The sequence below is a fragment of the Azorhizobium caulinodans ORS 571 genome (genome assembly GCF_000010525.1).
Taxonomy (GTDB): domain Bacteria; phylum Pseudomonadota; class Alphaproteobacteria; order Rhizobiales; family Xanthobacteraceae; genus Azorhizobium; species Azorhizobium caulinodans.
On sequence record NC_009937.1, the window covers coordinates 3,250,982 to 3,270,736 of the forward strand.

18 protein-coding genes are annotated in these 19,755 nt (G+C 68.1%); 6 read left to right on the plus strand and 12 right to left on the minus strand.

Annotation, left to right across the window (positions count from 1 at the left end):
* Window positions 1–138 precede the first annotated feature (138 nt).
* Both recA and AZC_RS14770 read right to left on the minus strand, forming a co-directional pair.
* Window positions 139–1,230, minus strand: a complete 1,092-nt coding sequence (recA, locus tag AZC_RS14765) for a recombinase RecA (protein WP_012171379.1) — start codon at window positions 1,228–1,230, stop codon at window positions 139–141.
* A 236-nt stretch (window positions 1,231–1,466) separates the two neighbouring features.
* Window positions 1,467–2,510 (minus strand): LacI family DNA-binding transcriptional regulator, encoded by a 1,044-nt coding sequence (locus tag AZC_RS14770; RefSeq protein ID WP_043879416.1) that lies wholly within the window; start codon window positions 2,508–2,510, stop codon window positions 1,467–1,469.
* Between the two features lie 161 nt (window positions 2,511–2,671).
* Here AZC_RS14770 and AZC_RS14775 point away from each other — a divergent pair, with 161 nt between their 5' ends.
* The 6 genes from AZC_RS14775 to AZC_RS14805 all read left to right on the plus strand — a co-directional run bounded on the left by AZC_RS14775 (window position 2,672) and on the right by AZC_RS14805 (window position 9,975).
* On the plus strand, window positions 2,672–3,604 hold the full coding sequence (locus AZC_RS14775; protein ID WP_012171381.1) for a dihydrodipicolinate synthase family protein: 933 nt from the start codon (window positions 2,672–2,674) through the stop codon (window positions 3,602–3,604).
* Between the two features lie 159 nt (window positions 3,605–3,763).
* The gene (locus tag AZC_RS14780; protein ID WP_043880353.1) at window positions 3,764–5,149 is read left to right on the plus strand and encodes an MFS transporter; all 1,386 of its coding nucleotides are present in this window, start codon (window positions 3,764–3,766) and stop codon (window positions 5,147–5,149) included.
* Window positions 5,150–5,385: 236 nt separating this feature from the next.
* Window positions 5,386–6,375, plus strand: coding sequence for an AraC family transcriptional regulator (locus AZC_RS25100; protein WP_158304121.1), 990 nt, complete (start codon window positions 5,386–5,388; stop codon window positions 6,373–6,375).
* A 389-nt stretch (window positions 6,376–6,764) separates the two neighbouring features.
* Window positions 6,765–7,694 carry a formylglycine-generating enzyme family protein gene (locus AZC_RS14795; protein WP_043880356.1) on the plus strand — a complete coding sequence of 310 codons (930 nt, stop codon included), beginning with the start codon at window positions 6,765–6,767 and terminating at the stop codon, window positions 7,692–7,694.
* Window positions 7,691–9,163, plus strand: coding sequence for an arylsulfatase B (locus AZC_RS14800; protein ID WP_012171385.1), 1,473 nt, complete (start codon window positions 7,691–7,693; stop codon window positions 9,161–9,163). The genes AZC_RS14795 and AZC_RS14800 overlap by 4 nt, the downstream gene beginning before the upstream one ends.
* Window positions 9,163–9,975, plus strand: a complete 813-nt coding sequence (locus tag AZC_RS14805) for a hypothetical protein (protein ID WP_197531777.1) — start codon at window positions 9,163–9,165, stop codon at window positions 9,973–9,975. Before AZC_RS14800 ends, AZC_RS14805 begins: the two co-directional genes overlap by 1 nt.
* A gap of 23 nt (window positions 9,976–9,998) precedes the next feature.
* Here AZC_RS14805 and AZC_RS14810 read toward each other — a convergent pair whose 3' ends face one another.
* From AZC_RS14810 to AZC_RS14855, 10 genes are all read right to left on the minus strand, one after another.
* Entirely contained in the window at window positions 9,999–11,189 is a 1,191-nt protein-coding gene (locus tag AZC_RS14810) for an aminotransferase class V-fold PLP-dependent enzyme (protein WP_043879417.1), read from the minus strand.
* A gap of 255 nt (window positions 11,190–11,444) precedes the next feature.
* A complete protein-coding gene (locus AZC_RS14815; protein WP_012171388.1) occupies window positions 11,445–12,587 on the minus strand; it encodes a CaiB/BaiF CoA transferase family protein in 1,143 nt (380 codons plus the stop codon).
* Between the two features lie 16 nt (window positions 12,588–12,603).
* Entirely contained in the window at window positions 12,604–13,413 is an 810-nt protein-coding gene (locus tag AZC_RS14820; protein ID WP_043879418.1) for an IclR family transcriptional regulator, read from the minus strand.
* Window positions 13,414–13,448: 35 nt separating this feature from the next.
* Window positions 13,449–14,207 (minus strand): enoyl-CoA hydratase-related protein, encoded by a 759-nt coding sequence (locus AZC_RS14825; protein WP_012171390.1) that lies wholly within the window; start codon window positions 14,205–14,207, stop codon window positions 13,449–13,451.
* Window positions 14,207–15,202 (minus strand): NAD(P)H-dependent flavin oxidoreductase, encoded by a 996-nt coding sequence (locus AZC_RS14830; protein WP_012171391.1) that lies wholly within the window; start codon window positions 15,200–15,202, stop codon window positions 14,207–14,209. Before AZC_RS14830 ends, AZC_RS14825 begins: the two co-directional genes overlap by 1 nt.
* Window positions 15,199–15,909: an ABC transporter ATP-binding protein gene (locus AZC_RS14835; RefSeq protein ID WP_012171392.1), complete on the minus strand. Its 711-nt coding sequence runs from the start codon at window positions 15,907–15,909 to the stop codon at window positions 15,199–15,201. Before AZC_RS14835 ends, AZC_RS14830 begins: the two co-directional genes overlap by 4 nt.
* Window positions 15,902–16,612, minus strand: coding sequence for an ABC transporter ATP-binding protein (locus AZC_RS14840; RefSeq protein WP_012171393.1), 711 nt, complete (start codon window positions 16,610–16,612; stop codon window positions 15,902–15,904). The genes AZC_RS14835 and AZC_RS14840 overlap by 8 nt, the downstream gene beginning before the upstream one ends.
* Entirely contained in the window at window positions 16,599–17,588 is a 990-nt protein-coding gene (locus AZC_RS14845; protein WP_012171394.1) for a branched-chain amino acid ABC transporter permease, read from the minus strand. The genes AZC_RS14840 and AZC_RS14845 overlap by 14 nt, the downstream gene beginning before the upstream one ends.
* A gap of 10 nt (window positions 17,589–17,598) precedes the next feature.
* Window positions 17,599–18,471, minus strand: a complete 873-nt coding sequence (locus tag AZC_RS14850; RefSeq protein ID WP_012171395.1) for a branched-chain amino acid ABC transporter permease — start codon at window positions 18,469–18,471, stop codon at window positions 17,599–17,601.
* Between the two features lie 79 nt (window positions 18,472–18,550).
* The gene (locus AZC_RS14855) at window positions 18,551–19,723 is read right to left on the minus strand and encodes an ABC transporter substrate-binding protein (protein WP_012171396.1); all 1,173 of its coding nucleotides are present in this window, start codon (window positions 19,721–19,723) and stop codon (window positions 18,551–18,553) included.
* Between the last annotated feature and the right edge of the window lie 32 nt (window positions 19,724–19,755).

Here is a 19,755-nt window from a genome sequence, read left to right on the forward strand (position 1 = left end):
AAGGGACATGATCGTTTAACGACGCCCCCCGCGCTTGTCCAGCAAGCGCCCGGCGGGGCCGCACCGGCGGTTCCGCAGGACCGCCAAAGAAAAGGGCGGCCGCAGCCGCCCCGAACATCGTCCGATGGAAAGACGGGATCAGGCCTCGGCGGCCGCATCCCCATCTCCATCCTCGTCTTCCGGCGAGCCGGTGAGGATCTGGTCGGCAATCAGGCCGGCATTCTGGCGGATGGTCGCCTCGATGCGGCCGGCCACCTCGGGGTTCTGCCGCAGGAAGGTCTTGGCATTCTCGCGGCCCTGGCCGAGGCGCTGGCTGTCGTAGGAGAACCAGGCACCGGACTTCTCGACCACGCCGGCGCGCACGCCGAGATCGAGCAGTTCGCCCATCTTGGAGACGCCCTCGCCATACATGATGTCGAACTCGACCTGCTTGAAGGGCGGGGCCAGCTTGTTCTTGACCACCTTCACGCGGGTCTGGTTGCCCACCACCTCGTCGCGCTCCTTGATCATGCCGATGCGGCGGATGTCGAGGCGCACGGAGGCGTAGAACTTCAGCGCATTGCCGCCCGTGGTCGTCTCGGGCGAGCCGTACATCACGCCGATCTTCATGCGGATCTGGTTGATGAAGATCACCATGGTGTTCGACTTGGAGATCGACGCGGTGAGCTTGCGCAGTGCCTGGCTCATGAGGCGGGCCTGCATGCCGGGCTGGTTGTCGCCCATCTCGCCGTCGAGTTCGGCACGCGGCGTGAGGGCGGCCACCGAATCGACCACCAGCACGTCGATGGCGCCGGAGCGCACCAGCGTGTCAGCGATCTCCAGCGCCTGCTCGCCAGCGTCGGGCTGCGAGATCAGCAGGTCGTCGAGATTGACGCCCAGCTTGCGGGCATAGATCGGATCGAGCGCATGCTCGGCGTCGATGAAGGCGCAGGTGCCGCCCTTCTTCTGCGCCTCGGCGATGGTATGCAGCGCCAGCGTGGTCTTGCCCGAGGATTCGGGACCGTAAATCTCGACGATGCGGCCCTTGGGCAGGCCGCCGATGCCGAGCGCGATATCGAGGCCGAGCGAGCCCGAGGAGATGCTTTCGACCTCCATCACCTTGCCGCTCTTGCCGAGCCGCATGATCGAGCCTTTGCCGAAATGCCGCTCGATCTGCGAGAGCGCGGCGTCCAGCGCCTTGGTCTTATCCATGGAGGACCCTTCGACGAGTCTGAGAGTGGACTGAGTCATCGCCGCGCTCCGTGCCTGGCGCAAGAGGAATGGCCGTGGGAATTTTGTACCTCATTTGTTCTCTGTTCGCAATATGTTCTTTTTGATTTCTCTGCCTTCAGATGGGGTTCGAGCACAGGGGGAGGCGGTCGCGGGTCGCCACCAAGCCCTCTCGCGCGGTCACGAAGCCGTCTTGTCCCCACAAATCGCCCCTTGCTCCCGCCGCGCGAAGGACGCTGCGGAAGCACCCGGCGGGCTCAGGCGCCGATTCGCCGGTTCGGCGGACCGCTCGACCGGCGAGGGATGAGCGTGGGCGCCGCGACGCGGACGCGCTCGCCCTTCGTGTCCGGCCACTGAGTCATGAGGTCGAGGGCGGAGGTGGCGATCTGGTCGAATGGCACCCGCACGGAGGTCAGCGGGATGGGCAGCCGGCTCACGATGGGGATGTCGTTATAGCCGACGAGGGACACGTCCCCCGGCACCGAGACGCCGAGCCGCGCCAGAGCGGAGAGCGCGCCGATGGCGGTGTTGTCGTTCACGGCGAAGATGGCGGTGGGCGGATCGGGCAGGCGCATCAGATGCTCGGCCGCCTCCGCACCGGAATCGATGCCGAAGGTGGACTCCACCAGCAGGGCCGGATCGTGCGGCACGCCCTGCTCTTCCAGGGCCTGGAGATAGCCGGCGAGCCGCCCGCGGCTGCTGGATGCGTAGCTCGGCCCGGCAATGATGCCGATGCGGCGGTGGCCGAGATCGATGAGATGGCGGGTGGCGAGATAGCCGCCCAGCCGGTCGTCGCCCACGGAGGCAAGGCTGCGGCCGTCGCTGCGCAGGGCAAGGACATAGGGCACGCCGCGGTCCGCCAGTTCCTGCGCGAAATCGTCCCCCTCGCGGGCGGTGGACAGCACGAGCCCGTCCACGCCGCGCTGGAGCAGGCTCTTCGCGGCTGCCCGGTCGGCGCGGGGCTCATCGTCGGTGGTCGCCACGATGGCGAAGCGGCCGGAGCGCGCACAGGCCCGCGCCAGCGCCTCGTACAGCATAGCCATGACCGTATCGGTCAGGCGCGGCACGATCACGCCAATGGTGTTGGTCTGGCCGCGGCGGAGGCTGGCGGCGGACACGTCGCGCACATAGCCGAGCCGGGCCGCCACCTCCCGCACGCGGCGCGCCGTCTCGCTCTCGGAGCGCGGCAGGCGCTCGTCCAGGATGCGGGAGACCGTGGATTTGGAGACACCCGCCGCAGCGGCCACGTCAAGGATCGTGATCCGCCCCGGCCGCTCCTGGGTTTCCTCCTCCTGAAACACGTCCCGTCCCTCACGCCGCAACACCGTGCCCTCAGTTAACGATTGACAAGGCGAATGCACAAGTCTGATGATGGGAACGTTCCCGCTAACGATCCTAAAAACGGGGGAGCGGAGGCGGGACCCGTATTTCGGTCTGACACTCCTAGGGAAGGAACGAGACGATGGCGATCGACTGGAAGGGCCTCAACCCGGCCCCCGTGACCCTGTTCAAGGACAATGGCGACGTCGATTTCGACGGCAACGCGCGCCTCGCCAAGTGGCTGGCGGCGATCCCCGGCGTGAAGAGCCTGGTGATCCTCGGCCATGCCGGCGAAGGCACCTTCCTCACCCATGACGAGCAGCTCGAGCTGATCCGCGTCTACAAGGACGCGACCCCCCTGCCCGTGGTGGCCGGCATCACCGGCGAGGGCACCAAGGTGGCTGAGATCGAGGCCAGGCAGAAGATCGACGCCGGCGCCAGCGCCGCGCTCGTCTATCCCAACCACGGCTGGCTGCGCTTCGGCTATCAGAAGGGCGCCCCGCAGGACCGCTACAAGGCCATCGCCCAGTCTGGCCTCGAATGCATCCTGTTCCAGTATCCGGCCGTGACGAAGGCCAATTACGACCTTCAGACCCAGCTCGAGATCGCCGCCATTCCGGGCGTGACCGCCACCAAGAACGGCGTGCGCGACATGAAGCGGTGGTATGATGAGATCCCGGCGCTCAAGAACGCCTTCCCGGACCTCGCCATCATGTCCTGCCACGACGAATGGCTGCTGCCCACCATGTTTGACGTGGATGGCCTTCTGGTCGGCTACGGCAACATGGCCCCCGAACTGCTGCTGGAGTTCCTGAAGGCCGGCAAGGCGCAGGATTACACGCTGGCCCGCAAGTATCACGAGCAGCTCCTGCCGCTGACCCGCACCGTCTATCACCGCGGCTCGCACATGGAAGGCACGGTCGCGCTCAAGCACGCGCTACGCGCCCGCGGCCTCATCGACAATGTGAACATCCGCGAGCCGCTGAAGCCGCTCGGCGATGCCGCCGACCGCGAGATCCGCGCCGCCGTGAAGGCCGCCGGCATCGAAGTGGTGTCGAACGCCATCGCGGCCTGACCCCGAGGCGCGCCAACGCCTCGCTGATTTGGGGAAGAGGGAGTGCCGGATCGGCCCGCACGGGCCGGTCCGGCGCAGCTCGCCGACATTCCGGAGGACCCCGCAGGTCCCCGGCAAAAAGAAAAGACGACACCCGTTCCTGGAGGAAAGCCCATGCTGATGCAGAGGCCCCGCGACATTGCGCGCGGGCAGACCCCATCGCTCGACCGGCAGGCGGATATCAGCGCCCGGCTGGAACGCCTGCCCATCACCCGCCGCGTCTTCTGGACCCGCAACATCATCGGTGCGGCCACCTTCTTTGATGGCTACACCGTCATCGCCATCGCCTATGCAATGCCCGTTCTTGTCCGCGAATGGGGCCTCAAGCCCGAGCAGACGGGCATGATCCTGTCCATGGGCTATCTCGGCCAGCTCATCGGCGCGGTGTTCTTCGGCTGGCTGGCCGAGCGCATAGGCCGCCTCAGCGTGCTGCTTTTCACTATCCTGCTGTTCGTCAGCATGGATGTCGCCTGCCTGTTCGCCTGGGGCGCCGGTTCGATGATGCTCTTCCGCTTCATCCAAGGCATCGGCACCGGCGGCGAGGTGCCGGTGGCGAGCGCCTACATCAACGAATACATCGGCTCGAAGGGGCGCGGCCGCTTCTTCCTGCTCTATGAGGTCATGTTCCTCTTCGGCCTCGTGGGCGCGGGCCTCATCGCGCGGGCGCTGGTGCCGGTCTATGGCTGGGAGGCCATGTTCCTCGTCGGGCTCGTGCCGGCCGCCATCCTGATCCCGCTGCGCTTCTTCATGAAGGAATCTCCGCGCTGGCTGGCAGCGAAGGGCCGTTACGAGGAAGCCGACCGGATCGTGAGCGATCTGGAGCGCAGCGCCGAGGCCGCGGGCCACAAGCTCGCGATGCCGCAGCCGGTTCCCATGAAGCAGAGCGAACAGGGCGGCCTCAGGGAGCTGTTCTCCGGCATCTATCGCCGGCGCACGCTGACCATCTGGTCCATGTGGTTCTGCTCATATCTGGTGGCGAACGGCATGATCGCCTGGCTGCCGACGCTCTATCGCCAGACCTTCAACCTGCCGCTGGAAACCGCCCTGCTGTACGGCCTGCTGACGTCGGTCGCCGGCGTGGTGGCCTCCATCGCCTGCGCCCTGCTGATCGACAAGGTGGGCCGCAAGCGCTGGTACACGGCCGCCTTCCTCTGCGCGCCGCTGCCGCTTCTGGCGCTGGCCTACATGGGCGCCACCTCGCCGATGGAAGTCCTCCTGCTGGCCGGGCTCGCCTATGCCATCGTGCAGACCATCACCTTCTCGCTCTATCTCTACTCGGCCGAGCTCTATCCGACGCGCCTGCGGGCGCTGGGCACCGGGCTCGGGAGCGCCTGGCTGCGGCTCGGCTCGTCGGCCGGCCCCATCGTCGTCGGCACCATCATGGGCGCGGCGGGCATCCAGTATGTGTTCGCGGCCTTCGCCGGGGTTCTGGTCATCGGGGCGCTGGTGACCATGCTCTTCGCCATCGAGACGAAGGGCCGTGTGCTGGAGGAACTGTCTCCATAAGGAGCCAGACGGGACGCGCCGGGGCGGTTCAGCCCGCCCGGCGCCGGCCCTGATGGCCAGCGAAGCGCCCCCTTTCGCAAACCTCACCTCCGCAAGACGTGGCCGCAGGCATGGGGCCACGATCCCGGCCAGAATTTAGCCACCGCCCTGCTGTCGGATGCCGTAAGCTGCACCGGGGTAAGGCAGGAGAAGGTGAAGTGTGGGATCGCAATCCGGTCCGGCTGTCATTGTTGCACATGTTGCCCGCCGTTGCCGGAGACCACGGACTGACGCTTGATCCCCTGCTGGCCCGCGCGGGCATTGCCGCGCACGAGGGTCCTGCCGCACCGACCGTCGTGACCCGTGCCCAGATCTGCACGCTGCTTCAGGCCGTCGCCCGTCAGACCGGCGACCCGACCATCGGGCTCACGCTTGCCGCCGCCGCCTCGCCGCAGCGCCTCGGTCTCACGGGACAATCCCTCCTCTCGGGCCGCACGTTGCGGGAATGCCTCTTTTCGCATGCCCGCCACATGCCGGGGCTGCAGGGCGGGGTTCAGTTCCGGCTTCAGGTCGAGGGCAAGGTGGCTACCTGGCACCACCACATGCTCGACAGCGATCCGGCCCACGCCAATGTGCTGAACGACGGCGTGGCCGGCTTCATGACGCGGGCGCTGCGGGCGGTGGCCGGGGCTGATGCCGCCCTCCATGTGGCCCTGCCCCATCGCGCGCCCGCCGCCCAGCACCTCTACGAGGACACCCTCCAGAGCGCCGTAAGCTTCAGCGGGGGCGACGAACTGGCCCTGAGCTTCGACGCTGATCTGCTGGACCGGCCCAATGCCCTATGGTCCGGCGTGGTCGAGCCGGATCCCGCTCAGGCGGGCGGGTGGCAGGCGCTGCTGCCGCAGACGGAGGATGACGACCATCTGGTCGCCAGCCTCCACCTCATCTTCCAGAGCGCGGCCATGTCCGGCCTATTGTCCCTGGCCGACAGCGCCCGGACGCTGGGCTACGCGCCGCGCAGTCTCCAGCGACGCCTGATGCGCCTCGGCATGACGTTCGAGAGCCTGCTCGACAGCTGGAGACAGGCTCAGGCGCTTCAGTATCTGGCCCATACGCACTGTTCGGTGGGGAAGGTCGCGCTCGCGCTGGGTTATTCGCACCCGGCCCATTTCGTGCGTGCCTTCCGGCGCTGGCAGGCCATGACACCCCTCGCCTTCCGGCGCAGCGTCCGGATGCGCATGAGCTGACCTCCCGCCTGCGGATGGCGCGAAATGGCAATTGAGCCCCGTACCTCCATCCGATACGCCTTGGAGCCGAGGTCACCCGCGAAACGGCTGGAAAATCTCATCTTTCCAGCCCTGTCCTAGGGGATTTGGGTGCCCCAACGGCAGGTCCGGCCGGCGACAGTGGTCCAGACGGGAGACGTGCCCAACACATCCGGGCGGCGGTTCGCGGTGGCATCAGGGCTATCCGCTCCGGCGCCTGATCATCTTGCGAAGGCGTTCCGTGCGAACGCGGTCGGCCCCTCCGGCGCCCGGAGCGACTGCCGACATTCCGGGGGAACGGTATGGCGGGCGAGGTGCAGGACGCGCGGCATGGCGCGGCTTTGAGCCCGGACGGGCTCGTGGACGCGTCAATGGTCTGGCTCGCGGGTGCCACGTTTCACATGGGTTCGGACGACCATTATCCCGAGGAAGCTCCCGTCCACCCGGTGAGGGTGGACGGCTTCTGGATCGACCGTTTTCCGGTCACCAACCGCGACTTTGCCCGCTTTGTGGAAGACACCGGCCATGTCACGGTGGCCGAGCAGGTGCCCTCCCCCGCCGATTATCCGCTCCTCGATCCCCACCTGCTCGTGGCGGGATCGCTCGTCTTCTCTCCGCCCGAGGCCCAGCCCGGCCCGGCCGCGTGGGACCAGTGGTGGCGCTTCGTCGAAGGCGCCGACTGGCGCCATCCCAAAGGTCCCGGCAGCAGCCTCGAAGGGCTCGAGGATCACCCGGTGGTGCACGTGGCCTTCGCCGATGCGCAGGCCTATGCCCGCTGGTGTCACAAGGCGCTGCCCACCGAGGCCGAGTGGGAATATGCCGCGCGCGGCGGGCTCGACCGCGCGCCTTTCGCCTGGGGCAACGAACTGGTGCCCGGCGGCATCCACCGGGCCAACACGTGGCAGGGCGCCTTCCCGGTCGAGAACCTCGCCGAGGACGGCTTTGCCGGCACCTCACCCGTGGATGCCTTCCCCGCCAACGGCTTCGGCCTCCACGACATGATCGGCAACGTCTGGGAATGGACCGACGACTGGTACCAGCCCCGGCACGATCCACCGGCGGCGCGGCCCTGCTGCGTACCGCACAACCCGCGTGGCGGCTCCGAGGCCGGCAGCCGCCATGCCGACATCCTGGGCGCCGCGTTGCCACGCAAGGTGCTCAAGGGCGGCTCGCATCTGTGCGCGCCGAACTATTGCCAGCGCTACCGCCCCGCTGCGCGCTCCCCCCAGACCATTGACACCGCCTCGGGACACATCGGCTTCCGCTGTGTCCGGCGTGGTCCCAAGCAGGAAACGAAATGACGGATACGCACCGCAACGAGACCGAGGCCGGCCCCAGCCGGCGCGACGTGCTGGCCGGGACGGCCGGTTTCATGGCCGCCGTGGCGGGCCTATCGGCCCTCGCCAGCCCGGCACGCGCGCAGGCCGCGCCGCGCCCGCACATCCTCTACATCCTGGCGGATGATTTGGGCTTCGCCGACGTCGGCTTCCACGGGTCGGACATCAAGACGCCGAACCTCGACAAGCTTGCCGCCACCGGCGCGACGCTCGGCCAGTTCTACACTCAGCCCATGTGCACACCGACGCGTGCGGCCCTCATGACCGGCCGCTACCCGCTGCGCTACGGCCTCCAGACCGGCGTGATTCCCTCGGGGGCGAGCTATGGCCTCGCCACCGACGAATTCCTGCTGCCGCAGGCGCTGAAGAGCGTGGGCTACAGCACGGCGCTGATCGGCAAGTGGCACCTCGGCCATGCCAAGCAGGACTTCTGGCCCCGCCAGCGCGGCTTCGATTATTTCTACGGGCCGCTGGTGGGCGAGATCGACCATTACAAGCACGAAGCCCATGGCGTCGTGGACTGGTATCGCGACAACAAGCAGGTGGTCGAGGAGGGCTACGACACCGAGCTGTTCGGCACCGACGCGGCGCGGCTGATCGGGGCGCACGATCCCAAGACGCCGCTGTTCCTCTACCTCGCGTTCACCGCGCCCCACACGCCCTTCCAGGCACCACAGGCCTACGTGGACCGCTACCCGAACATCACCGATCCGGCGCGGCGCCTCTATGCGGCGATGATTTCCGCCATGGACGACCAGATCGGCAAGGTGGTGGCGGCGCTGGAGCAGCGCGGCATGCGCGAGAACACGCTCATCGTGTTCCACAGCGACAATGGCGGCACGCGCTCCAAGATGTTCGTGGGCGAAGGCGCCTTCCATGGCGAACTGCCGGCCAGCAACGCGCCTTATCGCGACGGCAAGGGCACGCTCTACGAGGGTGGCACGCGTGTTGCGGCGCTGGCCAACTGGCCGGGCCGCATCACGCCCGGCGCGGCGGATGGCGTCATGCACGTGGTTGACATGATGCCGACCCTCGCCCGGCTGGCCGGCGCGAACCTCGACCGCTCCAAGCCGCTGGACGGCGTGGACGTGTGGTCGGCCCTGTCCAGCGCGCGCACCTCGCCGCGCGACGGCGTCGTCTACAATGTGGAGCCGACACAGGGCGCGGTGCGCGAGGGCAACTGGAAGCTCTACTGGCACGCTCTGCTGCCGCCGAAGGTCGAGCTCTACGATCTCGCGAAGGACCCCTCCGAGACCACGGACGTCGCCGCCCAGCATCCCGAGAAGGTCGCGGCCCTGCAGGCGCACGTGGTCGACCTTGCCCGCACCATGGCGCCCCCGCTCTTCTATGCGGCAGCCCTGAAGGCGGCGCTCTCCGCCCCCCTCTCGACGCCCACCGGCGCCCTCTATGGCCTCGGGATGGAAGACGATTGATGGCCCGCCTTCTCTCGTCCGCCTCCCCCATCGCCCTTGTCCTGACGATCGCAGCGGCCTTCCCGGCCGCCGCGGCGGATCTCACGCCGGCGGCGCCCCAGAGCCTGCCCGTCGCGCCCGTGGCCACCGCAGACACGCCGGTCTTCTATGCCACGGGCTATCTGTGGGCGAGCGCCTTGCACGGCACGACGGGGACGCTGCCACCCCTGCCGCCGGCGGAGGTCAATCTGAGCTTCGGCGACATCCTGAAGAATTTCGACGGCGGCCTCATGGCCGCTGCCGAGATGCGCACCGGGCGCTGGAGCTTCCTCGGCGACGTGATGTTCTCGCAGGTCTCGCCCGATGGAAACCTGCCCGGCCCGTATCGCACCGGCGTGGAACTGCGCTCGCGCAGCCTCACGTTGCAGGCCAATGCCCTCTACCGCGTCTATGACGGACCTGCGGTCGATTTCGATGTGGGCGCGGGCCTGCGCTACTGGAACCTCGACAACCGCGTGAACGTCAACGCGTCGCCGGTCCTGCCGGGCATCGGCTATAGCGAAAACGAAGCCTGGGTCGATCCCCTGGTGGTCGGCCGCATCATCGCCCGGCTCGGCGGACCCTGGAGCCTCACGGTGGTGGGCGACGTCGGCGGCTTCGACGTCGGCTCGACGCTCACCTGGCAGATGATCGGCACGGTCAACTACCAGTGGAGCGAGCAGCTCGCCCTTCGGGCGGGCTACCGCTACCTGTCCGTGGACTATCGGGCCGGCGACTTCCTGTACAACGTGCAGATGCAGGGGCCCATCCTGGGGGCCACCTACCGGTTCTGACCCGTTCGCCACCCTCTGGAACCTCAGATGTGCCAGAGGGCGGCGAAGCCCGTCGCGAAAGCCTCGATCTCGTCCTCCGTATTGAAGTAATGCACCGAGGCCCGAATGATCGGGCCGCCGCGCGCCTCCAGAGCAAGGCGCGCCTGGCTCTCGCCGATGCCGGCGGCAAAGATGCCCCGCTGGCGCAGAGCCTCCACGAGCGCGCCGACATCCCTGCGCCGGTCGGCCCAGGTCATGATGCCCGTCGCGGCGGGATCGCCCGCCTCCATCGGTAGCGGCGCGCCGAGGGCGGCCAGACGCGTACAGGCCAGATCGACCAATGCGCGTATACGGGCGGCGATCCGCCCCGGGCCGACCTCGCGTGCGAGACGGGCCGCAGCCCCGAGCCCCAGACGCACGGCGGGATTGAATTCGAAGCTCTCGAAGCGGCGCGCATCGTCCCGCCACAGGAAATCGTCCGCGCCACTCCACGTCCCGCCGCCGAGATCGCGGAGCGGGGGCCCCGCCTGCGCGAGGATGCGGTCGGACACGAACAGGACGGCGGCGCCCTTCGGCCCGCGCAGCCATTTGCGGGCGGGAAAGACCAGCACGTCCGCGCCGAGCGCCGAAACGTCCACGGGTATCTGCCCCACCGCCTGCGCAGCATCGATCATCACCAGCGCCTCGCGCCGGCGCGCCTCTTCCGCGATCGTCTCAACGTCAGCAGCGACACCGCTGGACGTGGGCACGAGGGAGAAGGCGACGGCGCCTCCAGCGCCCGCCTGCACCAGCGCCGCCGGGCTCGATTGCCCGAGCGGGCCTATGGGCACGAGCGACACCTCCAGCGCGGTCCCCGTCGCCATGGCGCTGGCATTGAGGATGTTCGCGCCCCAGTCGCTGCGGGCGAGCGCGATGCGCCGCAGGCCCGAGGAGACGCAAGCGCCGAGCGCCAGCGCCCATCCCCGGCTGGCGGTCTCCACAAACGCGATGTTGCGCGGCGGGCAGTTGAGCAGCGCCGCCACAGCATGGCGCACGCCCTCAATGTCTCGCGCGTGCGCCTCCATGGCCGCGTGGGTGCCCACGGCCTGCTCCAGCGCGATGAAGTCCGTCATCACGCCAGTGACCGCCCGCGGCATCAGGCTGGTGCTGGCATGGTTGAGATGGATGCGATGGCCGGTCGCGGGCGTTTGCGCCCGCAGCTCCGCAATCTCGGAAGATGTGAAGGGACCCGCCATCATCGCAGCCGCGCCCGAGCGAGGCCGGAAACCCGCGAATCGGTCTCGCCCACCCATCGGATGCGCGTCACGCCGTCGATGCCGAGAGCGATGTCTGCCGCGGGGAGTGAGACGAGGAAAGGCATCCGGTCCTCCATGCCGCCAGGGCTCTTCTGCCCGGCGGCACACATGAGGATAGCCGAAGATGCACGGCCGGCGGAGGAGAGCTTTCGCCTCCTTCCCCGTCGGTTCGGGCGGCGGTTCGAGACCGCGCCATCACCCGGCGTTGGTCGCTTCCAGTTCCGGCGGCAGGGCGCGGACGGGCAGACGGGCGCCGTCGAAGCGATAGGGCGGCGCCAGAATATAGCGGGGCGCCCCGGCTCCCTCCTCGCTCCGCACCACCATGCCCGCACGCTGTGCCCGGCCGGAGGTCAGCGCCTCGTGCAGACCCAGCACCTCGCCGGCCGGGATGCCGGCGGCCCGCAGGCTCGCCAGCAGTTCGGCGCGGGTGCGGCGGGCGAGTTCCGCCCGCAGCTCCGGCAGCAGGTCGGCTCGGTTGCGGGAGCGCTCCAGATTGGTGGCGAAACGGGGATCGGCGGCGAGGTCGGGCCGCCCGATCACGCTCGTGCAGAAGCGCTGGAACTGGGCGTTGTTGCCCACCGTGATGACCAGCGCCCCATCCTGCGCGTCGAAGACGCCGTAGGGCACGATGGAGGGATGGGCATTGCCGTAGCGCGGCGGATCGATGCCCTGCACCAGCGCTTCAAGGCCATAATAGGAGGTGAGCGCCAGCCCGCTGTCGAACAGCGCCAGCTCCACCCGGCTGCCCTTGCCGGTGCGCTCGCGCTTGTAGAGCGCGGCCAGCAGGGCCTGCGCCGCATACTGGCCGGTGAAGAGGTCCACCGCCGCGAGGCCGAACTTCAGCGGCGGGCGCTCGGCCTCGCCGTTCAGCGCCATGAGACCCGCCTCGCCCTGGACCAGAAGGTCATAGCCGGGGCGGCTCGCCTCCGGCCCCTCGCTGCCGTAGCCGGAAATGGAGCAATAGATGAGACGGGGGTTCTCCGCCGCCAGCGCCTCGTATCCGAGCCCGAGCTTGTCCGCCCCGCCGGTCTTGAAATTCTGCACCACGATGTCGGCGTCGCGGGCCATCGCCTTCACCTGCGCCAGTCCCTCGGGTGTCGCAAGGTCGATGCTGACGGAGCGCTTGTTGCGGTTCACCGCATCGAAATAGGAGGTGGTGGTGCGCCCGGTGCGCAGGCCCCAGTCGCGCGTATCGTCGCCCCGCTCGGGATGCTCCACCTTCACCACATCCGCGCCGAGGTCGCCCAGCACCATGGCGCACCAGGGACCGGCGAGGATGCGGGAGAGGTCCAGCACGCGCACGCCGGCCAGCGGCAGATCGGAAGGGGCGTCGGTCATTCGTCTGTCCTCGGGGTCAGGCGCCCATCACGCCATCCAGCCGACGCACCATCTCGATGAGGCGCGGACGCACCTCCTCCATGAGGAATTCTGGGCTGGTGATGACGGTGGGAGCACCGCAATTGATGGCCATGGGCGGCATGCCGCCGCCGGGCCGAAAGCCCAGGGCGATCGCGCTCACATTCTCCTGCCACTCGCCGAAGGAGCAGCAGCAGCCGATGGTCGCCTGATCCTCGATGGCCTTTTCGAGATTGGCCTTCACCTTGGGCCAGGCGAGCGGATCGAGCATCCGCAGTTCCTCGAACAAGGGCGCTCGCTCCGCCTCGGTGAGGGCAGCGATATAGGCGCGGCCGATGGAGGAGCGCACCATGGACATGCGCACGCCCACATCGATGTTCAGCGAGATGGCGGCGGGCCCCCGCTGGCTTTCTACATAGCGCATGCTCAGGCGGTCGCGAACCGCGAGGCCGACCGAGGCACCGGAGAAATTGGCAAGATCGCGCATGGCGGGGCGGGCGAGCTGGCGCACGTCCAGGCCGCCCAGGGCCACGGTGCTGAGCGCCACGAGCTGGGTGCCCAGCCGATACTTGCCCACCTCCTCGACGAAATGCAGATAGCCGAGCTTGGTGAGGGTGTAGGTCAGGCGCGAGACCGTGGACCGGGGCAGCTTGCAACGGTCGGCAATCTCGTGATTGGCCAGAAAGGTCTCGCCCCGCTTGAAGCACGCCAGAACCTCCAGCCCGCGCGCGAGGGCGGTGACGAAGTGCCGGTCTTCCTTGGCATCGCCTTCGTCGAGGTCGCTCGTCTGGGCTTCGGGCTGGGTCATCATGGTTTCCGGTCGGCGGTGCGGATCAGGAGCGCTCAGGATGCGCCGTCCCGCTTCTTGAAGAAACGGGCAAAGGCGGCCTGTGCCGCAGGCCCCCGCCGCAGGGCATGGAAGCTCTCCGCCTCCAGCGCAAGGGCGGCGGACACCGCATCGCGCGTATGGGCGCGCAGGAGACGCTTGGTGGCGAGCACGGATTCCGGCGGCAGGGCCGCTAGCGCACCGGCCTTCTCCAGCGCCAGTGCCAGGGCGCCGTCCTTCGCCGTCACCGCATTGATGAGGCCCGCGTCGCAGGCGACATCCGGGCCGAAGGCCTCGCCCAGCATCAGCAACTCGGCCGCCATCTTGGTGCCGGCGATGCGGGGCAGCAGGTAGCTGGAGGCGCCTTCCGGGCAGAGGCCGAGCGCGGCGAACGGCAGGCGGAAGGTGGCGCCCGCCCCCGCATAGGCGAGATCGCAATGGAGCAGCATCGTCGTGCCGATGCCCACCGCAAAACCTTCGACGGCCGCCAGCAGCGGCGTGCCGCAGGCGGTCAGCGCCTGAAGGAAGGTCAGGCCCGCGCTGGGCCCGGTGTCGCTGGTGTCCTGAAAATCGGAGAGATCATTGCCGGCGGTGAAGCAGCCTTCCGCGCCGGTGAGCACGATGGCGCGCACCGCCTCATCCGCATCGGCCGCCGCGATGGCCTCACCCAGCGCGCCATAGGTCGCCCGGTCCAGCGCATTGCGCCGCTGCGGCCGATTGATGGTGAGAAGGCGCACGCCCGGCTGGGGATCGCTGAGGAGCAGGCTCTCGGTCATCAGGCTTCTCCTCCGGCAAAGCGGGCCGCGGTGGCCGCGAGGCGCTCGCGCGCCGTGGCATATTCGTGCGCGAGACGGTCCACCACCTGCGCCACCGGGGGCACGTCGCCAATGGTGCCGACTCCCTGCCCCGCGCCCCACACATCCTTCCACGCCTTCACCCGGCCGGAGCCGAAGTTCATGGACGACTTGTCCGCATGGGGCAGCGCATCCGGATCGAGGCCCGAGGCCACGATGGAGGGCTTGAGATAATTGCCCGGAACGCCGGTGAAGTAAGGCGTGTAGAGAATGTCCGCCGCCGCGCTCTCGGTGATCATCTCCTTGTAGCGGGCGGCCGCATTGGCCTCCGCCGTGGCGATGAAGCGCGTGCCCATGTAAGCGAAGTCGGCCCCCATGGCCTGCGCCGCGAGGATCGCGTCGCCCGTGGTGATGGAGCCGGACAGGGCGATCGGCCCGTCATAGAAGCGGCGCACCTCGCCCAGAAGCGCGAAGGGGCTGAGCGTGCCCGCATGACCGCCCGCGCCGGCGCAGACGAGAATCAGTCCATCCACGCCCGCCTCCAGCGCCTTCTCCGCATGGCGCACGCTGATCACGTCGTGAAAGACCAGCCCGCCATAGGAATGGGCCTGCCGCACCACATCACCCGGCGGCCGCAGGGAGGTGATGATGAGCGGCACTTCATGGGCGACGCAGGTCTCCATGTCCCGCTCCAGACGGTCATTGGAAGCGTGGACGATCTGGTTCACCGCGAAGGGGGCGATGCGCCGGCCAGGATCGGCCGCCTGCGCCTCCGCAAGGCGCGTCTTGATGGTGGTGAGCCAGCCGTCCAGCGTGTCGGGCGCACGGGCATTGAGCGCCGGGAAGGAGCCGACGACGCCCGACAGGCACTCGGCAATGACAAGCTCCGGCCCCGACACGATGAACATGGGCGAGGCAATGACCGGAAGCCGCAGGCGGCCCTCCAGCGCCGGGGGCAGCGGGCGGCGCGTGCTCATGCTGCCGCGCCTTCGCGGGCGAAATAGAGATCGTGCAGCCGGTCGAGATCGATGCCGGCCGCCGGTTCGGACATCACCACCTTGCCGGAGCGGATGAGGTGCACATCGTCCGCCACCGACAGAGCGATGCGGGTGTTCTGCTCGATGAGCACGATGGTCGTGCCCTCTTCCTTGAGGCGGCGGATGATCTCGAACACCTCGTTGACGATCACCGGCGCGAGACCCAGGGACGGCTCGTCGATGAGCAGGATGCGGGGCTTGGCCATGAGCCCGCGCCCCATGGCCACCATCTGCGCCTCGCCGCCCGAAAGCGAGCCGGCGAGCTGCGCCCGCCGCTCCTTGAGGCGCGGGAAGAAGCTGTACATGCGCTCAAGATTGGCCGACAGGTCGCCCCGGCAGCGGGCCGGATAGGCGCCGAGAAAGAGGTTTTCCTCCACCGTCATGTCGCGGAAGACGAGGCGGCCTTCCGGCACCATGACGAGGCCCTGCGCCGCCAGATCCCAGGTCTTGCCCTTCAGGGGGGCGCCATCGAGCAGGATCTCGCCCGTGTGCGGCACGAGGCCCGTCAGCGCCCGCAGGAGCGTGGTCTTGCCGGCGCCGTTCGGCCCCACGATGGAGGTGAGCGCGCCGGCGCGGAACTTCAGGTTCACGTCCCACAGCACGGTAATGGCGCCATAGCCGGCGGAGAGGTTGCGCGTCTCAAGCATGGGCCGCCCCCGTATAGCTTTCCACCACCGCCGGATTGTTGAACACCTCGGCCGGCGTGCCGTCGGCAATGAGCTGGCCGAAGTTCAGCACCACCGCACGGGTGCACAGGTTCGAGATGGTCTCGATGTCATGCTCGACGATCACGATGGTGAGGCCGAACAGCGCGTGCAGCTCCTTCAGCTTCAGCATGAAGCTGCGCTTGGCGTTGCTCTCCAGCCCCGCCAGCACCTCGTCCAGCAGCAGCAGGCGGGGCTCGGTGGCCAGCGCCTTGGCGATCTCCAGCCGCTTCAGCTCCTGAAGCGCCAGGGCCGATGCCGCATCGGCATCCGCCTTGTGGGAGAGCTGCATCACCTCGAGAATCTCGTTGATGCGCGCGGGATCATTGCGGCCGGCGCCGAACACCTGCGCCACCGTGAGGTTCTCGCGCACGGTGAGATGGTGCATGGGCTGCGGGATCTGGAAGGTGCGCCCGATGCCCGCTTTGGCCCGCCGGTGCAGCGGCAGGCCGGTGATATCCTGCCCGCCGACGCTGATGCGCCCGCGCGCCCGCACAAGGCCCGAAATGGAGTTGAACAGCGTCGTCTTGCCGGCGCCATTGGGGCCGACAAGGCCGAGAATCTCGCCCTTCTCGACCGAGAAGCTGATGTTGGACAGCGCGAGCAGGCCGCCGAAGCGGACGGAGACGCCCTCAAGCGCGAGCATGATGCTTGCCTCCGCTGCGGGAGAAGAAACGGGACAGAAGACCGGCAAGGCCGTTCGGCGCCACCAGCACCATGATGGCGAGGAGGATGCCGAGCAGGATCTGGTGGCCGACGGGGATGAGGCTCTTGGCCACGACCTGATCGAACATGTAGATCACGATGGCGCCGAGCACCGGCCCGAGCACCGTGCGATAGCCGCCGAACACCGCCGCGATGATCGGCATCACGCTCCAGATGCCGGAGAAGGCATAATCCGGTTCCAGGAAGCCGATGATGTGCGCGTTCAGCGCGCCGAACATGCCGGCGATGAAGGCCGAGAGCATCAGCATCCAGGTCTTGAGCAGGGTGCTGTTCACGCCCACGACCCGGGTCGCATCCTCGCTCTCCGCGATGGCCCGGAGCGCGATGCCCACATGGCTCCGGCGGATGGCCACGTAGATGATGGCGCAGATGACCACCATCGCCAGCACCAGAACGTAGCTGCCGTGGCGCTCGGCGAGATTGAAGCCGAACAGCGTGGGCAGGCCGGGATAGCGCTGGAGGCCCGCGGCGCCACCGGTCAGCCAGGTGGCCTCGGTGGCGAGAATGCGGAAGATCTGCGCATAGGCGAGGATGGCGAGGGCGAAATAGGGCCCCGAGAGCCGCAGCGCCGGCAGCATGGCGAGCGAGGAAATGGTTGCGATAAGGCCGGCCAGCGGGATCGCCAGCAGCACCGGCACGCCGAGCCGCGCCGCCAGCAGCGCCGAGGCATAGGAGCCGACCCCGAAGAAGGCTGCATGGCCGAACGAGACCATGCCGCCGAGATTGCCGAGCAGCGCCCAGGAGAGGGCGAGACCGGCGAGGATGAGGGCGGAGATGAGCAGCCCCAGCATGTAGGGGCTGGCGCCCGCCGCCAGCGGCAGCAGGGCGACGACCACGAGGCCGGCCCCGAGGGCAAGGCTGCGGCCGGAGAGTATGGGAGAGGACGTCTGTGACATGGCTCGCCTCTCAGCCGCGGCGGGCGCTGGCGCCGAACAGGCCGTTCGGCATGAGGAAGAGGACCAGCAGGAACAGCACCATGCCGGCGAGTTCCTGAAGGGCGGAGCTGGCGAAGGTGACGGTGAGCGCCTCCGTGACGCCGAGCAGCACGGCGCCGAGCAGAACACCCGGGATGGAGCCCACACCCGCCAGCACTGTGATGATGAAGGCCTTCACGGTGAGCGCGTGCCCCACCGCCGGCTGCACCACGCTCATGGTGTAGAGCGCGACACCCGCGACGCTCGCCAGAGCGCCGGCCACCAGGAAGGCCACCGTCTCGATGCGGGTAGGATTGATGCCCATGAGCTTGGCGGCGCCGCGATTGGACGACACGGCGCGCACTGCCCGGCCGTACCAGCTCGCCTTCAGCCACCACCACAGGAAGCCCATCAGGACGATGGAGAGCCCGAAGGCGACGAGCTCGCCCTTCATGGCGAAGACGTCGCCGAAGGAAATGGCATCCTGAAGGAAGACCGAGGTGGTGGTGCGCATGTCGCTGGCGAACACCAGCAGGATCGCATTGGTCAGGATGATGCCGACGGCGAAGGTGAGGATCAGCGAGTTGAGCTCGCGATGATCCTTGATCATGTTGACCAGCATGAACAGGACGATGCTGACGGCGGAGACGACCACCAGCGCCAGGGGGATGGCCATGTAGGGCTCGAGCCCCAGCCGCTGCTCCACCACATAGGCCATGTAGGCCGCGAGCAGCACCAGCTCGCCATGGGCCAGATTGATGATGCGCATGGCGCCGAAGGCGAGCGCGAGGCCGAGCGCCACAAGCGCATAGACGCTGCCGATGAGCACGCCGGAGAACAGCGCCTGCAGGATGAGTTCGGTCATGTCACCTCAGGGGGAGGCTGAACGGGAACGCGGGACGGAAGGACGGGCCCGCGCGCCTGAGGCACGCGGGCTCTCCGTGTCACCAGGGAAGGGCCGGATAGGCGATCTCGGCGGTGGCGGCGGACTTCGGCGACACCAGTACGATCTTGCCGTCGCGGTGCTGGCCCATGGAGAGCGCGAAGTTCGGATTGTCGCCCGTCTGGTCGAACTGGAGGCGGCCCAGCAGCGTCTCGCGGTCGGTCTTGCGCATCTCGTCCACGAGGCCGCCCTTGTCCAGCGTGCCGGCGGTGGCGGCGCGCTGGATCGCCTCGCATAGCAGCGTGGTCTCGACGAAGCTCAGGGAGGCGAGATACTCGATGTCCTTGTTGAACATCTCCTTGTAGGTCGCCGCGAACTTCTGGCCCTCGGGGCTCTTCACTTCCACCGGATAGGGCAGGAAGGAGGTGCCGACCACGTTGTTCATGAGATCGGGGAATTCGGTGTACATCTTGGGGGTGGCCAGCGACCACGCGCCCACGATGAGCTTCACCTGCGGCTTCAGCACCTTGGCGGCGCGGATGATGCCCACATAGTCGTTCTCATAGGCCGACATCATGATGATGTCGGACTTATCCTGAAGCTTGATCTTGTTGATGATCGGCTTGAAATCGGTGATCGCCGGATCAAATTTGTGAACCGTGACCTTGATGCCCTTGGCGGCGAGGTCCTTCTCCAGCCCCTCGGCAAGCAGGGCGGGCGCCTCCTTGGTAGAGGCGATGATGGAGACCGCCTGCGGCTTCAGATCGATCAGCAGATTGGCGATGCCGCGCTGGTAGCCGGCATTGTTGTTGATGCGGAAGAAGGTCTTGAGGCCGCGCTGGGTAAGCTCATCCGAGACTGCGCCGGCGGTGATGTAGACCTTGCCGAGCTTGTCGGCGGCGTCGGAAGCCGGGCCGACGATGTTCGAGCCGTAGCCGCCGATGATCGCCACCGAACCGGAGGCGGAGAGCTTCTCGACCGCGGAGACCGCCTTGGCGGGCGTGCTCTCGTCGTCGATCACATCCACCTTGAACTGCACCTTCGGCGAGTTGGCGTTGCACATGCGGATCGCCACCTGCATGCCTTCGTTGAAGGCCTGGCCGGAGCGCGCCAGCGAACCGGTGAGCGGCATGTGGGCGCCGATCGTGACGACCTTCTCCTGCGCCTGAGCCACCGGCACACCTACCCCAAGGGCAAGCGCCAGCGTCGCCGATACGATGGCGGATCGGACCATGTGACTTCCTCCCGTTAGCGTTCCGGACACCC